The organism is Angustibacter sp. Root456 (genome assembly GCF_001426435.1).
Classification (GTDB): domain Bacteria; phylum Actinomycetota; class Actinomycetes; order Actinomycetales; family Angustibacteraceae; genus Angustibacter.
The window spans coordinates 50,411-66,482 of the sequence record NZ_LMER01000017.1; the positions used below are offsets into that span (position 1 = coordinate 50,411).

The 16,072-nt window shown below is 74.1% G+C and carries 14 protein-coding genes; 5 read left to right on the forward strand and 9 right to left on the reverse strand.

Annotated features, from left to right (window positions below; all coding sequences use genetic code 11):
* The first annotated feature begins 61 nt into the window (after positions 1-61).
* The gene (locus ASD06_RS11345; RefSeq protein WP_056677344.1) at positions 62-1,000 is read left to right on the forward strand and encodes a phytoene/squalene synthase family protein; all 939 of its coding nucleotides are present in this window, start codon (positions 62-64) and stop codon (positions 998-1,000) included.
* Here the strand turns inward: ASD06_RS11345 and ASD06_RS11350 are convergent.
* From ASD06_RS11350 to ASD06_RS11360, 3 genes are read right to left on the reverse strand one after another with little or no spacing between them, the layout of a single operon-like run.
* The gene (locus tag ASD06_RS11350) at positions 948-1,343 is read right to left on the reverse strand and encodes a lycopene cyclase domain-containing protein (protein WP_056677346.1); all 396 of its coding nucleotides are present in this window, start codon (positions 1,341-1,343) and stop codon (positions 948-950) included. The genes ASD06_RS11345 and ASD06_RS11350 overlap by 53 nt on opposite strands.
* Positions 1,340-1,669, reverse strand: coding sequence for a lycopene cyclase domain-containing protein (locus tag ASD06_RS11355; protein WP_056677349.1), 330 nt, complete (start codon positions 1,667-1,669; stop codon positions 1,340-1,342). Before ASD06_RS11355 ends, ASD06_RS11350 begins: the two co-directional genes overlap by 4 nt.
* Positions 1,670-1,676: 7 nt before the next feature.
* On the reverse strand, positions 1,677-2,033 hold the full coding sequence (locus ASD06_RS11360; RefSeq protein WP_056677352.1) for an Rv2175c family DNA-binding protein: 357 nt from the start codon (positions 2,031-2,033) through the stop codon (positions 1,677-1,679).
* A 178-nt stretch (positions 2,034-2,211) separates the two neighbouring features.
* Here ASD06_RS11360 and ASD06_RS11365 point away from each other — a divergent pair, with 178 nt between their 5' ends.
* The 3 genes from ASD06_RS11365 to ASD06_RS11375 are packed head-to-tail and all read left to right on the forward strand — an operon-like array spanning position 2,212 to position 6,246.
* A complete protein-coding gene (locus tag ASD06_RS11365; protein WP_056677355.1) occupies positions 2,212-3,354 on the forward strand; it encodes a LysM peptidoglycan-binding domain-containing protein in 1,143 nt (380 codons plus the stop codon).
* 31 nt (positions 3,355-3,385) lie between these two features.
* Positions 3,386-5,266 carry a Stk1 family PASTA domain-containing Ser/Thr kinase gene (pknB, locus tag ASD06_RS11370; RefSeq protein WP_056677357.1) on the forward strand — a complete coding sequence of 627 codons (1,881 nt, stop codon included), beginning with the start codon at positions 3,386-3,388 and terminating at the stop codon, positions 5,264-5,266.
* Positions 5,263-6,246, forward strand: a complete 984-nt coding sequence (locus ASD06_RS11375; protein WP_200942090.1) for a DMT family transporter — start codon at positions 5,263-5,265, stop codon at positions 6,244-6,246. Before pknB ends, ASD06_RS11375 begins: the two co-directional genes overlap by 4 nt.
* On the opposite strand, the gene ASD06_RS11380 is transcribed toward ASD06_RS11375, so the two are convergent.
* The 4 genes from ASD06_RS11380 to ASD06_RS11395 form a co-directional block, all read right to left on the reverse strand.
* The gene (locus ASD06_RS11380; RefSeq protein WP_369853734.1) at positions 6,155-6,784 is read right to left on the reverse strand and encodes a molybdopterin-dependent oxidoreductase; all 630 of its coding nucleotides are present in this window, start codon (positions 6,782-6,784) and stop codon (positions 6,155-6,157) included. The two genes, ASD06_RS11375 and ASD06_RS11380, sit on opposite strands and share 92 nt — an antisense overlap.
* Before the next feature lie 2 nt (positions 6,785-6,786).
* Complete coding sequence (locus ASD06_RS11385) at positions 6,787-7,842, reverse strand: low specificity L-threonine aldolase (RefSeq protein ID WP_056677364.1); 1,056 nt, start codon at positions 7,840-7,842, stop codon at positions 6,787-6,789.
* Between the two features lies 1 nt (position 7,843).
* Entirely contained in the window at positions 7,844-9,172 is a 1,329-nt protein-coding gene (locus ASD06_RS11390; protein ID WP_056677815.1) for a class II 3-deoxy-7-phosphoheptulonate synthase, read from the reverse strand.
* Positions 9,173-9,300: 128 nt separating this feature from the next.
* On the reverse strand, positions 9,301-10,323 hold the full coding sequence (locus ASD06_RS11395) for a 6-phosphofructokinase (RefSeq protein WP_056677368.1): 1,023 nt from the start codon (positions 10,321-10,323) through the stop codon (positions 9,301-9,303).
* A gap of 81 nt (positions 10,324-10,404) precedes the next feature.
* On the opposite strand from ASD06_RS11395, the gene ASD06_RS11400 reads away from it, so the two are divergent.
* A complete protein-coding gene (locus ASD06_RS11400) occupies positions 10,405-11,223 on the forward strand; it encodes a DUF1028 domain-containing protein (protein ID WP_056677371.1) in 819 nt (272 codons plus the stop codon).
* Positions 11,224-11,283: 60 nt separating this feature from the next.
* On the opposite strand, the gene ASD06_RS11405 is transcribed toward ASD06_RS11400, so the two are convergent.
* Together ASD06_RS11405 and ASD06_RS11410 are read right to left on the reverse strand one after the other, a co-directional pair.
* A complete protein-coding gene (locus ASD06_RS11405) occupies positions 11,284-14,562 on the reverse strand; it encodes a BTAD domain-containing putative transcriptional regulator (protein ID WP_056677375.1) in 3,279 nt (1,092 codons plus the stop codon).
* A 48-nt stretch (positions 14,563-14,610) separates the two neighbouring features.
* On the reverse strand, positions 14,611-16,029 hold the full coding sequence (locus tag ASD06_RS11410; protein ID WP_056677378.1) for an FAD-binding oxidoreductase: 1,419 nt from the start codon (positions 16,027-16,029) through the stop codon (positions 14,611-14,613).
* Positions 16,030-16,072 lie beyond the last annotated feature (43 nt).

Genomic DNA, 16,072 nt, shown 5'->3' on the forward strand with positions numbered 1-16,072 from the left:
CCCGGGCGTCCCAGCCGGCCGCGCTGCAAGTCGTTGGCGATCTGTGGACGGGGGCCACCACGTGAAGTCGGTGCACGAGCGGGCTCTGGACGCCGCCGGGCTCCGCGACCCGCAGCTGCGCTCGGACTACGAGCGCTGCCGCCTGGTCAACGCCGACCACGGCAAGACCTACTACCTGTCGGCGCTGCTGCTGCCGGCCGACCGCCGTCCGCACGTCTACGCGCTGTACGCCTTCGCGCGGACGGCCGACGAGTTCGTGGACGACCTGGTGGAGCCCGATCCCGCCGGTCTGGTGCGGTGGGGCGACGAGGCGCTCGCCGCGCTGCGCGGCGGCCCCACCGACGACCCGATCGTGCGCGCGACGGCCCACACCGTGCGCGAGCTGGGGCTCGACGTCAGCCTGTTCGAGGACTTCCTCGCCGCCATGCGCCAGGACATCGACACCACCCGCTACGAGACCTTCGACGACCTGCGCGGCTACATGTGGGGTTCGGCCGCTGTGATCGGCCTCATGATGCTGCCGGTGCTGGGCCCGCTCGACGAGCGCGCCCGCGAGCACGCCATCGCCCTCGGCGAGGCGTTCCAGCTCGCGAACTTCATCCGGGACGTCGGCGAGGACCTCCAACGCGGCCGCGTCTACCTGCCGATGGCTGACCTGCACCGTTTCGGCGTCACCGTCGACCACCTGCGCGCCGGCGCCGTGACGGCCAACGTCCAGGCGCTGCTGCAGTTCCAGATCGCCCGCACGCGCGAGCTCTACCGGTTCGCGGCCGAGGGCGTGGCGCTGGTGCGCCCCGAGAGCCGGCCGTGCCTGCGCACGGCGATCCGCCTGTACGGCGGCATCCTCGACGAGGTCGAACGCGCCGGCTACCAGGTGCTCACCGGGCGGGTCAGCGTGCCGAACCGCACGCGGGCGGCCGTCGCCTTGCCCGCCTTGGCTCGCGCCGTCAGCGCTCGGCGCGAGAGCGCGCGCTGGCACGCGGCGCCGGCTGGCGCCTGACCCGGCGCACCGGCTTGCGCTGCACCCCGCGGCGGCCCCAGAACACCCACCAGGCGAGGGTCTGCAGCACCAGCGAGAAGCCGAAGGCGATGTCCTCGACCGGCGCGAACAGCACCCGCCACTGACCGAGGGCCACGGCCTGGCTCGTGCCGAGGATCGCGTCACCGGAGTAGGTGACGATCCCGCGTCCGGTGAGCCAGCCGTTGGTGAGCAGCTGGAAGAACAGCACGATCGCGTACGACACCCAGAACGACGCGCGCGTGACCAGGCGCGTGCGCAGCAGCGCGACGTCGAGCAGCACCGCGAAGGGCACGGCCACCAGGCACAGCTGGGTGTAGGTCACGGCTCGTCCCCCACGCGCCAGCCGCGCACCGCGCGCACCGCCTCGATGGTCAGCACCGCCGCGAGCGGCACGACGGCGAAGAAGGCGACTTCCTCCAGCGGCAGGCCGCCGGGGACGTCGACACCGATCGTCTGGCCACGGTCGAAGAACCAGTGCCGGTGCGCCACGGCGTACAGGTCCCACGCGATGAACAGCGGAACGACGGGCAGCAGGGTCAGCGCGAGCCGCCGCAGCCGCCGGTAGACGCCCACCCGCAGGTAGAGCTCCAGCGGCAGGGTGCCGACGACGCAGAACGCCAGCATCGCGGCGTAGCCGAGATGGCGCACGCGGGGCTCAGACGGCCAGGGCCTGGGCGCGCCGGCGCACCTCGGTCTTGTGCCCGGCGTGCAGCGCACCGATGGGGCTCCCGCCCTGGATCGAGTCGTCGGGCGTGAACAGCCACCGCAGCGCGTCGGCGCCGGTGTACCCGGCGTCGGCCAGGACCGTGACGGTGCCGGGCAGCTCGGGCATCAGGCCCTCAGGTCCGAGCAGCCGTGCGGGCACCGACCACACGTTGCGCTCCCCTCGCCGGACGGCGACGAGGTGGCCTTCCTGCACCATCCGGCGGACCTTGCCGACGTCGACACCGAGCCGCTCCGCGACGTCCGGCAGGGTCAGCCACTCGTCGACCAGGTTCTCGAGCTCATCCACGGCGGTCAGCCTGCCACGCCCGGCCGCGAGGTGCGTAACCGTCCCCCGATGCGACGAATTACATCAGTGTAAGTCCTGTTGAACGACGGATTTCGTGTACCGTCAACCGTCGTACCACGAGTCACACCTGCCACACCCGGCACACCTCTTGCCCGGCCGGTTCCCAGGGGAGAACGCCATGCCGATCGTCACCGCCGCCATCGCCACCGCCGCCGGCGCCCCGCTGCTGCTCGGCACCGCGGCGTCGGGGTGGACGACCTACACCGTCCGCCCCGGTGACACCGTCTGGGACATCGCCAGCAAGCACCGCACGGACGTCCGCACGCTCGTGCGGGCCAACCACCTCAGTGACGGCGGCCACCTCATCCGCGCCGGGGCGACGCTGCGCGTCCCCGGCCGCGCCAAGGCGGCGACACCGCACCGCGCCCCCGCCCGCAAGGCCACGCGCACGACCCCGGCGCGCACGGCGCGCTACGTCGTGCGCTCGGGCGACACGATCAGCCACATCGCGCTGCGCCTGAAGGTCTCGCCGTCCACGCTGCTGCGCCTCAACCACCTGGACGCCCGAGGCACCATCTACGTCGGTCAGCACCTGGCAGTGCCGGCAGCCGCCGCGCGCGCACAGGCCAAGGCCGCCGCCGCCCGCGCGATCGCGGCGCGCTGGACCACCTACACGGTGCGCAGCGGTGACACCGTGAGCCACATCGCCGCCCGGCTGCGCACGTCACAGGCGACGATCATCAAGGCGAACCGGCTGCGCGTCACCTCGGTGATCCACCCGGGTCAGCACCTGCGGGTCCCCCGCGTGTCCGCGACGACGAAGCCCGCGAGCCGGTCCAGCGCGAACACCTTCGCCGGCCGCACCTACGCCGACGCCGTCGTGCGTGCCGCGGCCACGAACCGCCACCACCTCGCCAGCCGCGCCGTGCCCAGCCGCGAGGCCACGAGGCGGCTGATCGAGCGCACCGCGCGCCGCTACGGCGTCGACCCCTCGCTCGCGCTGGCCGTGGGCTACCAGGAGTCCGGCTGGAACCAGCGCCAGGTCTCGGTGGCCAACGCGATCGGTGCCATGCAGGTGATCCCCTCGTCGGGGCAGTGGGCCAGCGCCCTCGTGGGCCGGCGCCTCAACCTGCTCGACGCCGAGGACAACGTCACCGCGGGAGTGGTGATCCTGAAGGCCCTCACGACGTCGGCCGGGCGGCTCGACCACGCGATCGCCGGCTACTACCAGGGCCTGGGCTCGGTGCGCAGCCACGGCATGCACGCCGACACCCAGCAGTACGTGCGCAACGTCCTGGCGCTGAGGCGGCAGTTCGCGTAGCTCGGCCCGGGCCCACCGTAGACTCGGGGCCGTGGACGTGACGGTCGCCGACCCGCTCGTCGGGCGCGAGCTCGACGGGCGCTACGTGGTGCGCTCGCGCATCGCGCGCGGCGGCATGGCCACGGTGTACCTCGCGCTCGACCAGCGGCTCGACCGCGAGGTGGCACTGAAGGTCATGCACCCGAACCTCGTGGACGACGAGGCGTTCGTCAGCCGGTTCACCCGCGAGGCGCGCTCGGCGGCGCGGCTCAACCACCCGGGGATCGTGCAGGTCTTCGACCAGGGCAGCCACGGCGGCGTGGTGTTCCTCGCCATGGAGCACGTGCCGGGGCGCACCCTGCGCGACGTGATGCGCGACCGCGGCCCGATGACCGCCCACGAGGCCCTCGACCTGCTCGAGCCCGTGCTCGACGCCCTGGCGGCCGCGCACAGCGCCGGCATCGTGCACCGCGACATCAAGCCCGAGAACGTCCTGATCCGCGACGACGGCCGGGTGAAGGTGGCTGACTTCGGGCTCGCGCGCGCCGTCGGTGCCGCCACCACGCACAGCCAGACCGGCCTGCTGATCGGCACCGTGTCGTACCTCGCACCCGAGCAGGTCGAGCGCGGCACGGCCGATGCGCGCAGCGACGTCTACGCCACGGGGGTCGTGCTCTTCGAGATGCTCACGGGCACCAAGCCGTTCGGCGGCGACACGCCCGTGCAGGTCGCGCTTCAGCACGTCTCGAGCCGCGTGCCGGCGCCCTCCAGCCGGGCTGCGGGGATCCACCCGGCGCTCGACGACCTCGTCCTGCTGGCCACGGCGCGCGATCGCGCCGAGCGGCCTGCGGACGCCCGCGAGCTGCTCATGTCGCTGCGCGAGACGCGAAGGGTGCTGCCCGGGCCGGCCCTCGACGCCCGCCCGGTGACCGTCGTCCCCGAGCCGCACCAGCCACCCGCTGACGCGCCCGCCGACGCGCCCGCCGAGCGCACGATGGCCCTCGACGCCGTCACGGCACCGACGATCGGCCCGGCCCCCGCGCGGCGCCGGCGCTCGCGGGGCCGCATCGCGCTCGCCGTGGTGCTGGGGCTGGCGCTCCTGCTGGGCGTCGCAGGCTGGTACGTGGGGGCCGGGCCCGGCGCGTACGTGCGCGTGCCGACCGTGGTGGGCCTGACGCAGGCCGAGGCCACCGCCGCGCTCACCAAGCGGGGCCTGGACGCCGAGACCTCGCAAGCCTTCAGCGAGACGGTCGCCGCGGGCAGCGTCGTGTCGGCCGACCCTGCTGAGGGCGCCAGAGCCCGCAAGGGCAGCGCGGTGCAGCTGGTGATCTCCCGCGGGCCAGAACGCTACGCAGTCCCGAAGCTCGCCGGACTCACCGAGGACGCCGCCCGCGCCGCCATCGCCTCCGCCCACCTGGTGGTCGGCAAGGTCACGCGCTCCTTCGACGACTCCGTCCCCGACGGCAAGGTCGTGTCGGCGTCCCTCAAGCCCGGCACGAAGGTGCGCCGCGGCACGGCCGTCGACCTGGTGATCAGCCGCGGCCGCGAGCCCGTGGCGGTCGGCGACTGGGTGGGCAAGCCGGCCGACGAGGCGACGAAGGCGCTTCAGGGGTCCGGGCTGAAGGTCACCACCACCGAGGCGTTCGACGACAAGGTGCCGAAGGGCAGCGTCGTCAGCCAGGATCCCGGCCCCGGCACGGCGTTCAAGGGCGACACCGTGAAGCTCGTCGTGTCGAAGGGTCCCGAGCTCGTCGAGGTCCCGCGCGTCGTCGGCATGTCGGCTGAGGATGCGCGCAGCAAGCTCGAGGCCGCGGGCCTGAAGGTCAGCGTCACCTCGGTGTTCGGTAACGGCGGCGGGCGCGTCATCGCCCAGCGCCCAGGCGCCGGCGGCAAGGTCAAGCCGGGCTCCACCGTCACCATCGCCGTCCTGTGAGCGAGGGGCTGGTCAGCCCGGAGGTCGAACCCGCACCCCCGGCCGGCGCACGCGCGTCGCGCACCTCGCTCATCGCCGCCCTGCTGCTCGTCGGCGTGACGGCGGTGTGGGGCAGCACGTTCGTGATGATCAAGGACGTCGTCCGCAGCCTGCCGGTCGTCGACTTCCTGGCCGCCCGGTTCGTCATCGCGGCGCTCGCCATGGTCATCGCGTTCTGGGTGCCGCTGCGCCGGATGCACCGTGACCAGGTGCGCCGCGGCGTGGTGCTGGGCGTCGTCTACGGACTCGCCCAGATCCTGCAGACCTTCGGCTTGTCGCACACCTCGGCAGCCGTGAGCGGTTTCGTCACCGGCATGTACGTCGTGCTCACGCCCGTGCTCGGTGCCGTGCTGCTGCGTCAGCGAGCCCCGGCCGCCACGTGGGTGGCGGTCGCGATGTCGACCGCCGGCCTCGCCCTGCTGGCGCTGCGCGGGCTCTCGGTGGGCACCGGCGAGCTGCTCGTGCTGGCCTCAGCGCTGCTCTACGCCCTGCACATCGTGGCCCTCGGCGCGTGGTCGGGGGGCAAGGACGCGCTGGGGTTGGCCACCGTGCAGATGGTGGCTATCGCCACGCTGTGCTCGCTCGCTGCGCTGCCCGGCGGCGTCCGCCTCCCGACGACGTCCGGCGCGTGGTTCGCGGTGCTCTACACCGCCGTGCTGGCCGGCGCCGGCGCGCTCATCGCGCAGACGTGGGCCCAGGCCCACCTGACGGCCACCCGGGCCGCGATCATCATGACCATGGAGCCGGTGTTCGCCGCGCTGTTCGCCGTGGCGGTGGGCGGTGAGCACCTCACCGGCCGGATGCTGGGCGGCGGGCTGCTCGTACTGGCCGCGATGTACGTCGTCGAGCTCACTCCTGGTAGGACCATCGTTCCTCTCGCCAGGCGTCGCCGCTCGCGTGGTAACCGCGCTGCTCCCAAAAGCCCCGACCGGGCTCGGTGAGGTACTCCACCCCGCGCAGCCACTTAGGGCCCTTGTAGGCGTACAGGTGCGGCACGACGAGCCGCACCGGCCAGCCGTGCTCGGGCGTCAGCGGCTCGCCGTCGTGGTGCGTCGCCAGCACCGTGCGCGGTGAGGCGAGGTCCTCCAAGCGCAGGTTGGCCGAGTAGCCGTACTCGGCCCACACCATCACGTAGTCGGCGCCCGGCGCCGGCGGGAACAGGTCGATCAGGGTGCGCGCCGCGACGCCGGACCACCGGTTGTCGGGCACCGACCACCGGGTCACGCAGTGCAGGTCACCCTGGACGTCGGTACGGGGCAGGGCCGCGAACTGCGCGGTGTCGAGCACGTGCTCCAGGCCGTCCTCGGTGGCGCCGGTGACGCGAAGGTCCCAGCGCTGCCCCCGGTCGTGGGGTACCGGCCCGTAGTGCAGCACCGGCCACCCCGCGGCCGGACGCTGGCCCGGGGGGAGCGCCCGGTCGTCGGCGTGATTCACACGCCGATCCTGGCAGCCGCTCGCGGAGTCGCTGCCGGCACCCACCATCAGGCCGACAGAGCCTGGCGCAGCGCCCGCGCGGCGCGGTCGGTGGCATCGTCGTCGACGTCGAGGTGGGTGACCAGCCGGATGCGCTGCGGTCCGAACGCCGAGGCGAGGACTCCCTGTGCCGCGAGCGAGTCGACGACCTCACCTGCCCCGGCGCGCGCGGCACCGAGGTCGAGGATGACGATGTTGGTGCTCACCGAGGCCGGGTCGACGACGCCGGGCAGGACGTCCGCGCAGGCCTCGGCCAGCCGGCGAGCGCGAGCGTGGTCGTCGGCCAGCCGGCTGACGTGGTGGTCGAGCGCGTAGAGGCCGGCAGCAGCCAGGATGCCCGCCTGGCGCATGCCGGCGCCGTAGCGCTTGCGCCACACCCGGGCCTGCGCGACCAGGTCGGCCGAGCCCACGAGCACCGAGCCGACGGGTGCACCCAGACCCTTGCTCAGGCACACCGACACGGTGTCGAACAACCCGCCCCACTCGACGAGCGACTCGCCGGTGGCGACATGGGCGTTCCACAACCGCGCGCCGTCAAGGTGCAGCCGCACGCCGGTGCCCTCGACGCCCGCCCGCAAGGCCTTCGCCTGCTCCAGCGACTGCACCGTGCCGCCACCGAAGTTGTGGGTGTTCTCGACCGCGATGGCCGCGGTCGAGACGAGGTACGGCCCGGCGTCCGGCTGCATCATCGCCAGCGGCAGCGCCGCGTCCAGCCGGCCGTCGCCGCTGTGCCAGGTGCGGGTGGTGATGCCGCTGAGAGCCGCCGCTGCGCCCAGCTCCGCGCGCACGACGTGTGCGGTGACGTCGCAGAGCAGCTCCTTGCCGGGCGGCACGAGCATCCGCAGGCCCAGCTGGTTGGCCAGCGAACCCGAGGGGGTGAACAGCCCCGCCTCGTGCCCCAGCAGCCCAGCCACCCGCCGCTCGAGGCTGTTGACCGTGGGGTCCTCGCCGTAGACGTCGTCGCCCACGGGCGCCTCAGCCATGGCCCGGCGCATCGCCGGCACCGGCCGTGTCACGGTGTCGCTGCGCAGGTCGACGACCCCTGCTCCCCCTGCGGCGCTCATCTCAGCGCTCCCCCAGCATCTCCGCGACGAGGAACGCGACCTCGAGGCTCTGCTGGTGGTTGAGCCGCGGGTCGCACACCGACTCGTACCGCATGGCGAGGCCTTCCTCGTCGATCTGCTCGTAGCCCCCGAGGCACTCGGTGACGTCCGAGCCGGTGAGCTCGAGGTGCACGCCACCCGGCACGGTACCCAGCGCCTTGTGCACCTCGAAGAAGCCACGCAGCTCCTCGATGATGTCGTCGAACCGGCGCGTCTTGTAGCCCGACGGCGACTCGAAACCGTTGCCGTGCATGGGATCGCAGATCCACAGCACCTGGCCCTCGGCCGACGCGACGGTCTCGACGAGCGCTGGCAGCGCGTCGCGGATGCGCTCGGCGCCCATGCGGCTGATGAAGGTGAGGCGACCGGGCTCGCGGTCGGGATCGAGCTTGTCGATGAGCCGCAGGACGTCGTCGGCGGAGGTCTTGGGGCCCAGCTTGACGCCGATCGGGTTGCGCACGCGCGAGAGCAGGTCGACGTGCGCACCGTCGAGCTGGCGGGTGCGCTCACCGATCCACACGAAGTGCCCCGAGACGTCGTAGGGGTCGCCGGTGCGCGAGTCGATGCGCGTGAGCGCCCGCTCGTACTCCAGGATCAACGCCTCGTGGCTCGCGTAGAAGGCGACCGTGCGCAGCGCGTCGAAGTCGGCGCCGCACGCGTCCATGAAGCGCATGGCCTTGTCGATGTCGCGGGCCATGACCTCGTAACGAGCCTTGGCGGTGTTGCCGACGAAACCACGGTTCCACTCGTGCACCTGGCGCAGGTCGGCGAAGCCACCCTGGGTGAACGCGCGGATGAGGTTCAGCGTCGAGCTGCTCGCGTGGTAGGCCTGCACGAGCCGCGCCGGGTCGTGCCGGCGCGCCTCGGCGGTGAACGCGTAGTCGTTGACGGCGTCGCCGCGGTAGGCAGGCAGGCTCACGCCGTCGCGCGTCTCGACGTCGCTGCTGCGCGGCTTGGCGAACTGGCCCGCCATCCGGCCGAGCTTGACCACCGGCAGGCTCGCGCCGTACGTCAGCACGACGGCCATCTGCAGGATCGTCTTGATCCGGTCGCGGATGTCGTCGGCATTCGTGCCACTGAAGGTCTCGGCGCAGTCCCCACCCTGCAGCACGAAGGCCTCACCGCGGGCGGCGGCCGCCAGCCGGGCCCGCAGCTCGTCGCACTCTCCCGCGAACACCAGCGGCGGGCTCTTGCGCAGCGTCTGCACCGCCTGCGCGAGCGCGGCGTCGTCGCCCCACGTCGGCTGCTGGGCGGCCGGCATCGAGCGCCAGGCGTCCAGGCCCTCGAGCACGCGGCGCTCGCGGTCGGCGGTGGCCTGGTCGCCCAGGGTGCTCACGCTGTCGAGGCTCACGGTCCCAGGGTAGGCGCGCCCCCGAACCCTCCCGCGCGCGGTCCGGATGACGGGACGTCGGTGAGGCGTCAGCCGAAGAAGGTCTCGACCTCGGCGTAGCGCTCGGGCGGCACGGTCTTGAGCTCGGCGGTGGCCTCAGACAGCGGGACGCGCACGATGTCGGTGCCGCGCAAGGCGACCATCAGGCCGAAGTCGCCCTCGTGCGCGGCGTCGATGGCCTGCAGCCCGAACCGCGTCGAGAGCACCCGGTCGTAGGCGGTGGGCGTCCCGCCGCGCTGCACGTGGCCGAGCACCACGGCCCGCGTCTCGTGACCGGTGCGCTGCTCGATCTCGGCGGCCAGCCACGTGCCCACGCCGCCGAGCCGGACGTGCCCGAAGGCGTCGGTCTCACCAGTGGCCAGCACCTCCGCGCCCCCCTCGGGCACCGCACCCTCGGCCACCACGATGATCGAGGCGTGGCCGCGCTCGAACCGCGAGCGCACCCAGCCGCAGACGGTGTCGACGTCGAACGGCGTCTCGGGGATCAGGATGCCGTTCGCGCCACCCGCGAGGCCCGAGTGCAACGCGATCCAGCCTGCGTGGCGACCCATCACCTCGACGACGAGCGCGCGGTGGTGCGACTCGGCGGTGGTGCGCAGCCGGTCGACCGCCTCGGTGGCGATGGAGACGGCGGTGTCGAAGCCGAAGGTGTAGTCGGTGGCACCGAGGTCGTTGTCGATGGTCTTGGGCACGCCGACCACCGGGATGCCGTCGTCGGTGAGCCGCTTGGCCACGCCGAGGGTGTCCTCGCCGCCGATGGCGATGAGCGCGTCGACGCCGGCCGCCTCGAGGTTCTGGCGGATCTGCTCGACGCCGCCGTCGACCTTGTAGGGGTTGGTGCGCGAGGAGCCGAGGATGGTGCCGCCGCGAGAGAGGACGTCCTCGACGTCCTCCTCGACGAGGGGGCGCGAGCGGCCCTCGAGCGGGCCGCGCCAGCCGTCCTGGAAGCCGACGAACTCGTGCCCGAGCCGACTGCCCTTGAGGACCACGGCGCGGATGACGGCGTTGAGGCCGGGGCAGTCTCCCCCGCCGGTGAGCAGACCGATGCGCATGCCCTCACCCTAGCCACGTCGATCGCGCCGCAGTCACCCGCCGACCACGTCGCGGACACCCACCGCCGCTAGGGTCACGCCATGACGTTCTCGATCGTGGGTCGCGACGGTGACGCGTACGGCGTCGCCGTGGCCAGCAAGTTCCTCGCCGTGGGCTACGCGGTTCCGGGTGCGCGAGCCGGAGTGGGCGCGATCGCCACCCAGGCCTACGCCAACCTGGCCTACCGCCCCCAGGGTCTCGACCTGCTCGCCGGCGGGGCGTCCAGCCGCGACGTCGTCGAGCGGCTGACGGGCGCCGACGACGGCCGCGACCAGCGGCAGGTGGGCGTGGTGTCGGCGAGCGACGCCGCGACGTTCACCGGCCCGGCCTGCCACGACTGGGCCGGCGGTCGCGCGGGCGACGACTACGCGGTGCAGGGCAACATCCTCGTCGGCGAGCAGGTGGTCGAGGCGATGGAGGCAGCGTGGACGGCGTCCGCCGGGTCGCCGATCAGCCAGCGGCTGCTCGCCGCGCTGCGGGCCGGCGACGAGGCGGGCGGTGACCGGCGGGGCCGGCAGAGCGCCGCGATCGTCGTGGTGCGCCCGGGCGCCGGCTACGGCGGGGACGACACCGCGCTCGACCTGCGGGTCGACGACCACGAGCAGCCGGTGGCCGAGCTCGAGCGCCTGGCCGCGCTGCACGAGCTGTACTTCGGCGAGCCCGACCCGCAGGCGCTGCTGCCGCTCGAGGGTGAGGTGGCCGACGAGGTGCGCTCGCTGCTCGCACGGCTCGGCCACGAGGGCGGCGACCTCGACGCCCTGCTCGACGACTGGGCCGGGTCGGCGAACTTCGAGATGCGCCTGCGTCCGGGGCGCATCGACCCTGTCGTGCTCGAGCAGCTGCGCCTCGGCCGCACCTGAGCTGACGCGGGCCGGACGTCAGGCGGCTGCGCTCAGGCGGCTGCGCTCAGGCGGCTGCGCTCAGGCGGTCGCGAGCGGCGTCGAGGCGGCGGCGTCCGGGGCGTCCAGCTCGGCGGCGAGCGCGTCGGCCTGTCGCACGAACAGGTGCGCCTCCCGCTGCTCGGCGAGCGTGCGCGCCGCGCCGATCGTCGCGAGCACGGCTTGCGCCGGCTCGCCGCGTGCTCGCTGCAGCCGGGCCTGCACGAGCAGGACGAGCGGCTCGTCGGCTCGCTGGCCGTGCCGTTCCATCGACGCCCTCGCCTGCGCCAGCGCGCCGTCGGCGTCGTCCAGCCGGCCCGACACCAGCAGCGCCTCGGCGAGCAGCGCCAGGTTGCCGGGCTCGCCGGTGAGCGTGCCCGTGTGCCGGATGTCGGTCACCACCTGCTCGAGCTCGTGGCACGCGTGCGCGGCCTCCGCCGCCGCGTCCGGCGCCCCGTCGCGCATCGCCAGCAGGGCGACGGCCCACCAGTACTCGACCAGGATCAGTGTGCCGAGGAACGGGAAGCTGCCGTCGGGGTCGGCCTGCAGGCCGCGCCGCGCGGTGGCGAGAGCGCGGTCGACGTCACCCACCAGCGACTCGGTGATCGCACCGAACTGCGCCCACAGCACGGTGCGGTAGGGGTCGCCGACAGCGCCGCGTTCGAGCCCGGCGAGCGTGGCGCGGGCGGCGTCCACCTCGCCGTGCAGGGCCTGCACGATGCCCACGAACGCGGGCAGGAGCAGCTCGAGGTCGAACCGCATGACGTCACCGCGCACGAGGTCGGCGTGCGCTGCGGCGATGGCGGTCGCGCGCTGCAGGCAGCGGTGGGCCTCGCCGATGCGGCCGCGGTCCCAGTGGTCGATGCCGGACGCGAGGGCTGCGTAGAGGTGGAGCACGGGGTCGGCGCGGCCGTCGACGTACTCGCGCAACGCCTCGACGCAGCGCGCGCTCTCGTCGAGCCGCAGCGACTGCGACGCGGCCGCCCACCTGGCGTACAGCAGGTGCCCGACGTCGCGCGGGCGGTCGAGGCGACGCGCGAGCTGCTCACCTCGGGTGAACCACTCGGGGTCGCCGCCCGCGTAGCCCACGCGGGCGGAGGCGACGGCGGCCAGTGCCGTCAACGCCTGCAGCTCCAGCGCGTCGAGCTGCGCGGACCGCGCCACCCCGGCCGCCAGCTCCAGATGCTGTTGGGCTGCGGTGTGCGCGTTCTTGGCGAGAGCCGCCTGCGCCGCGGCCAGCAGCGCGCCCGCCGTGCGCTCGGGGTCGGCGAGCGGGCCGGCCGACCACAGATGGAAGGCCAGCGGTTCGACGGCGGAGTCGGGGTGCACGGCCGCGAAGGCGTCGGCCACCTGCAGGTGCAGGCGGGGCGCGCTCAGCGGCGCAGTGGTGCTGATCACGGCGTCGCGGACGAGGTCGTGGGCGAACCGCCACCAGCCGGCCCGCTGCGGGTGACTCACGAGCACGCCGTCGTCGACCGCGGGCCCGAGCCGCTCGTAGGTGCTCGCCAGCGTGTCACCTGCGGCCGCCGCCAGCACCCGCAGGTCGACGTCGCGGCCCGACACCGCCGCCAGCCGCAGCAGGTCGACGCAGTCCGCAGGCAGGCTCGCCAACCGCGCCCGGACGACGTCGAGCACCGATCTCGGCACCTCGGAGCCGACGTCCACCGTCGTGTCGCCACCGGTGAGCCGGCCGGTGCGGTGCAGCAGCCGGGCCACCTCGCGCACGAAGAAGGCGTTGCCACCGGTGCGGGCGTGGATCGCCGACGCGGTGGCCTCATCGGGCTGCACACCCGTCTCCTGCTCGACGACCCGCGCCACGCCCTCCAGCGGCAGCGGCTCCAGGGCGATGCGCTCGTGGTGCCGTGAGCGGGCCAGCGCACCGAGGGCCTCAGCGAGCGGCCGGGCCGCGTGGGCGGTGGGCGGCCGCAGGCCCACCAGCAAGGCGGTTCCGGGGGGAAGGCGGGCGCCGAGGTGCTCCAGCAGGCTCAGTGACGCGTCGTCGGCCCAGTGCAGGTCGTCGACCACCAGGACGAGCGGGCCGCAACGGGCGACCCGGTGCACGAGCTGCACGAGCGCCTCGCTCTGGCGAAAGCTCGCGCTGGGGTCGGTGGCAGCGTCGGCCGGGCCCGGCGGGGTCTGCGCCCCCGGCGCCAGCAGGGTCGCCAGGGCAGGGTCGGCGGGGTCCGCGGCAGGCTCGTGCCCGACGCGCAGCGCGCCTGCCACCTGCACCCACGGCCACAGGGCCGGTGCTCCCGCGCCGTGGCTGCACCGGCCCCACACGACCTGCGCCCCGTGCTCCTCGGCGTACGTGGACGCCGCGGTGAGCAGGTGCGTCTTGCCGGCACCGGCCTCGGCCTCGACCACCGCCACGGCGTGCTGGCGGTCGACGGCCCGGTCGACCACCGAGACGAGGGTCTGCAGCTCGTGCACGCGCCCCACCGTGGGGTGGTCGCCGCCGGGCACGTCCGCGCGCGCGGCCGGGCTCGCGACCGCTGCGTCGGCCGGCTGGTGACGCTGAGCGGGCACCGCGGCTGCGGTGGGCGCCTCGACCACGACCAGCGCGGGGGCTTGAGCCAGCAGGTCGACCTCGAGCCGCCGCAGCCGGGGGCCAGGGTCGACACCCAGCTGGTCGGCGAGCGCCCGCTTGCAGTCGGCCACCGCCTGCAGGGCGTCGCCCTGGCGTCCGCTGCGGTACAGGGCGATCGCGAGCATCGCCCACAGCTCCTCGTCGAGGGGGTCGGCGAGCGCCGCGGCACGCAGCTCGGGCTCGAGCAGACGGTGGTCGCCGCGCTGCAGGCGCACGTCGTACGACAGGCGCACCGCCGCGCGGTGCAGCCGGGCCAGGCGCACGCGGTCGGGCTCGCACCACGGTTCGCCCTCGAAGTCCGGCAGCAGCGGGGCGTAGGAGCCGAGCGCGTCGTCGAGGTCGGCGGCGGCGCCGGGCAGGTCACCGGCGTCGAGCCGTCGGCGGGCCTGGTCGACGAGCCGGCTGAACCGCCGGAAGTCGACGTCCTGCGGGCCGACCAGCAGCGCGTAGCCGGCGCCCCGGCGCACCAGCACCTGCGCCTGTTGGCGAGGTGCGCGGTCGGGCTCGAGCGCCCGTCGCAGCGTCGAGACGTAGGCGTGCAGCGACGCCTCGGCCCGCTGAGGCGGCGCGCCGCCCCAGACGTCGTCGACCAGGCGGTCGACCGAGACGGTGCGCCCCTCCTCGAGCAGCAGGACGGCGAGCAGCGCCCGCTGCTTGCGGGTGCCCAGGTCGAGGTGTCCGGCGGGCCCGACGACCTCGAGCCCGCCGAACGCGTGGTACTGCAGGGTGGCCATCGGCGCCGAGCGTACTGCCGCGCCCGGCGCCGAGGGAGGACCTTTTCGTCAGCCCCTCAGGTACAAGCCGTGGCTGAAGCGGTCGTGCGGGTCGAGTGCGGCCTTGACCGCCTGCAGGCGGGCCAGGTGCGCCGCGCTGAACGCGCTCGCGGTGCGCTCCTGCTTCTCCTGGCCTTCGGTGAAGTTGAGGTACGTCGCGCCCGTGACGTGCGGGGCGAGGGCCGCGCGCGTGTGTCGCAGGTGAGCCTCCAGCGCCAGCCCCACGTGCGCGTTCACCGGCATCCCGACCATCTCCAGCACGAACTCCGCCTGGCGGGCGAGGTCATTCGCCGCCTGGGCCGCACCGGCTCGGACGGCGCCCCCCATCTGGCGGACCTCGGCGAAGACCAGCAGCGGGGCTCGGCCGGGCGGAGGCACCGCGGCCTGCACGAGGACGTCGATCGCCGCGTCCGAGAGCGTGTCGAAGCACTCGGTCGTGACCATCGCCGGCAGGGGGTCGACCGGGTCCTGGCTGATGCTGTCGGCAGCGCTGAACGGCAGAGGCCCGAAGAGGTCCATCACCGGCGGGCGCCAGGCGCGCCACTCGTCCACGAGCGCCGCGCCCTCCTCGAGGTCGCCGCTCCAGCAGCCCCGCACCATGACGAACGACTGCCCGCGCAGCGGCTCCGGGACGTCGTCGATCGGGGGGAAGTTCATCAGCACCACCGACGACGTGAGGCGCTCGTCGGCTCCGTCGACCCAGTCGCGGTAGCGGCGCAGCACGTCGCGAGCCATGAAGGCCGGGTACAGCAGGTTGCCGGCGTACACCTCGGTCACCGGGTAGAGCTCGAGCACCATGCTCGTCACGACGCCCAGCGCACCGGCGCCACCACCCTTGAGGGCCCAGAAGACCTCGGGGTTCTCCTCGGCGCAGGCCACCAGCACCTCGCCGGTGGCGGTGACCAGCTCGAAGGAGCGGGCGCTGTCGGAGCACAGTCCGTAGCGGCGGCCCAGCCAGCCGAAACCCCCGCCGAGGGTGTAGCCGACCGCGCCGACGTCCGTCGTCGAACCGAGCAGCGGCGTGAGGCCGTGCTCCTGCGCGGCGGGCAGGACGGCGGCGAACTTGGCGCCGGCCTCGATGCGGGCGGTGCGGGCCTGCGGGTCGATCTGGACGCCGGTGAGCCGGCTGGTGACCAGCAGCAGCGCGCCGTCGGCCACCCGGGCCGTGCCGTGCCCGGTGGCCTGCACGGCCAGCGGCAGCTCGTGGTCGGCGGCGAAGCGGACGGCGCGTGCGACGTCCTCGGTGTCGGCCGCCACGACGACCACGGCCGGGCGCTGCACGAGGGCCAGGTTGAAGCCCTGGCTGTGCTGCTCGTAGCCGTCGTCCCCCGCCACGAGGACGTCGCCGGTGACGGCGCGACGCAGGTCGGCGATCGACTCGGCGATCGACCCGGCGATCGACTCGGCGGGGGTGGGGGTGATGGTCATGCGGTGCTCCTGTGGTCCGTGGCGCCACCCCTCGGTGGCGGCC

What these genes read in the sequence shown, in the direction of transcription:
- ASD06_RS11365 (WP_056677355.1), top strand. Translation starts at nt 2,212, where the DNA reads ATGCCGATCGTCACCGCCGCCATCGCCACCGCCGCCGGCGCCCCGCTG.
- ASD06_RS11385 (WP_056677364.1), bottom strand. Translation starts at nt 7,842, where the DNA reads ATGAGCGCCGCAGGGGGAGCAGGGGTCGTCGACCTGCGCAGCGACACC.
- ASD06_RS11395 (WP_056677368.1), bottom strand. Translation starts at nt 10,323, where the DNA reads ATGCGCATCGGTCTGCTCACCGGCGGGGGAGACTGCCCCGGCCTCAAC.
- ASD06_RS11400 (WP_056677371.1), top strand. Translation starts at nt 10,405, where the DNA reads ATGACGTTCTCGATCGTGGGTCGCGACGGTGACGCGTACGGCGTCGCC.
- ASD06_RS11405 (WP_056677375.1), bottom strand. Translation starts at nt 14,562, where the DNA reads ATGGCCACCCTGCAGTACCACGCGTTCGGCGGGCTCGAGGTCGTCGGG.
- ASD06_RS11410 (WP_056677378.1), bottom strand. Translation starts at nt 16,029, where the DNA reads ATGACCATCACCCCCACCCCCGCCGAGTCGATCGCCGGGTCGATCGCC.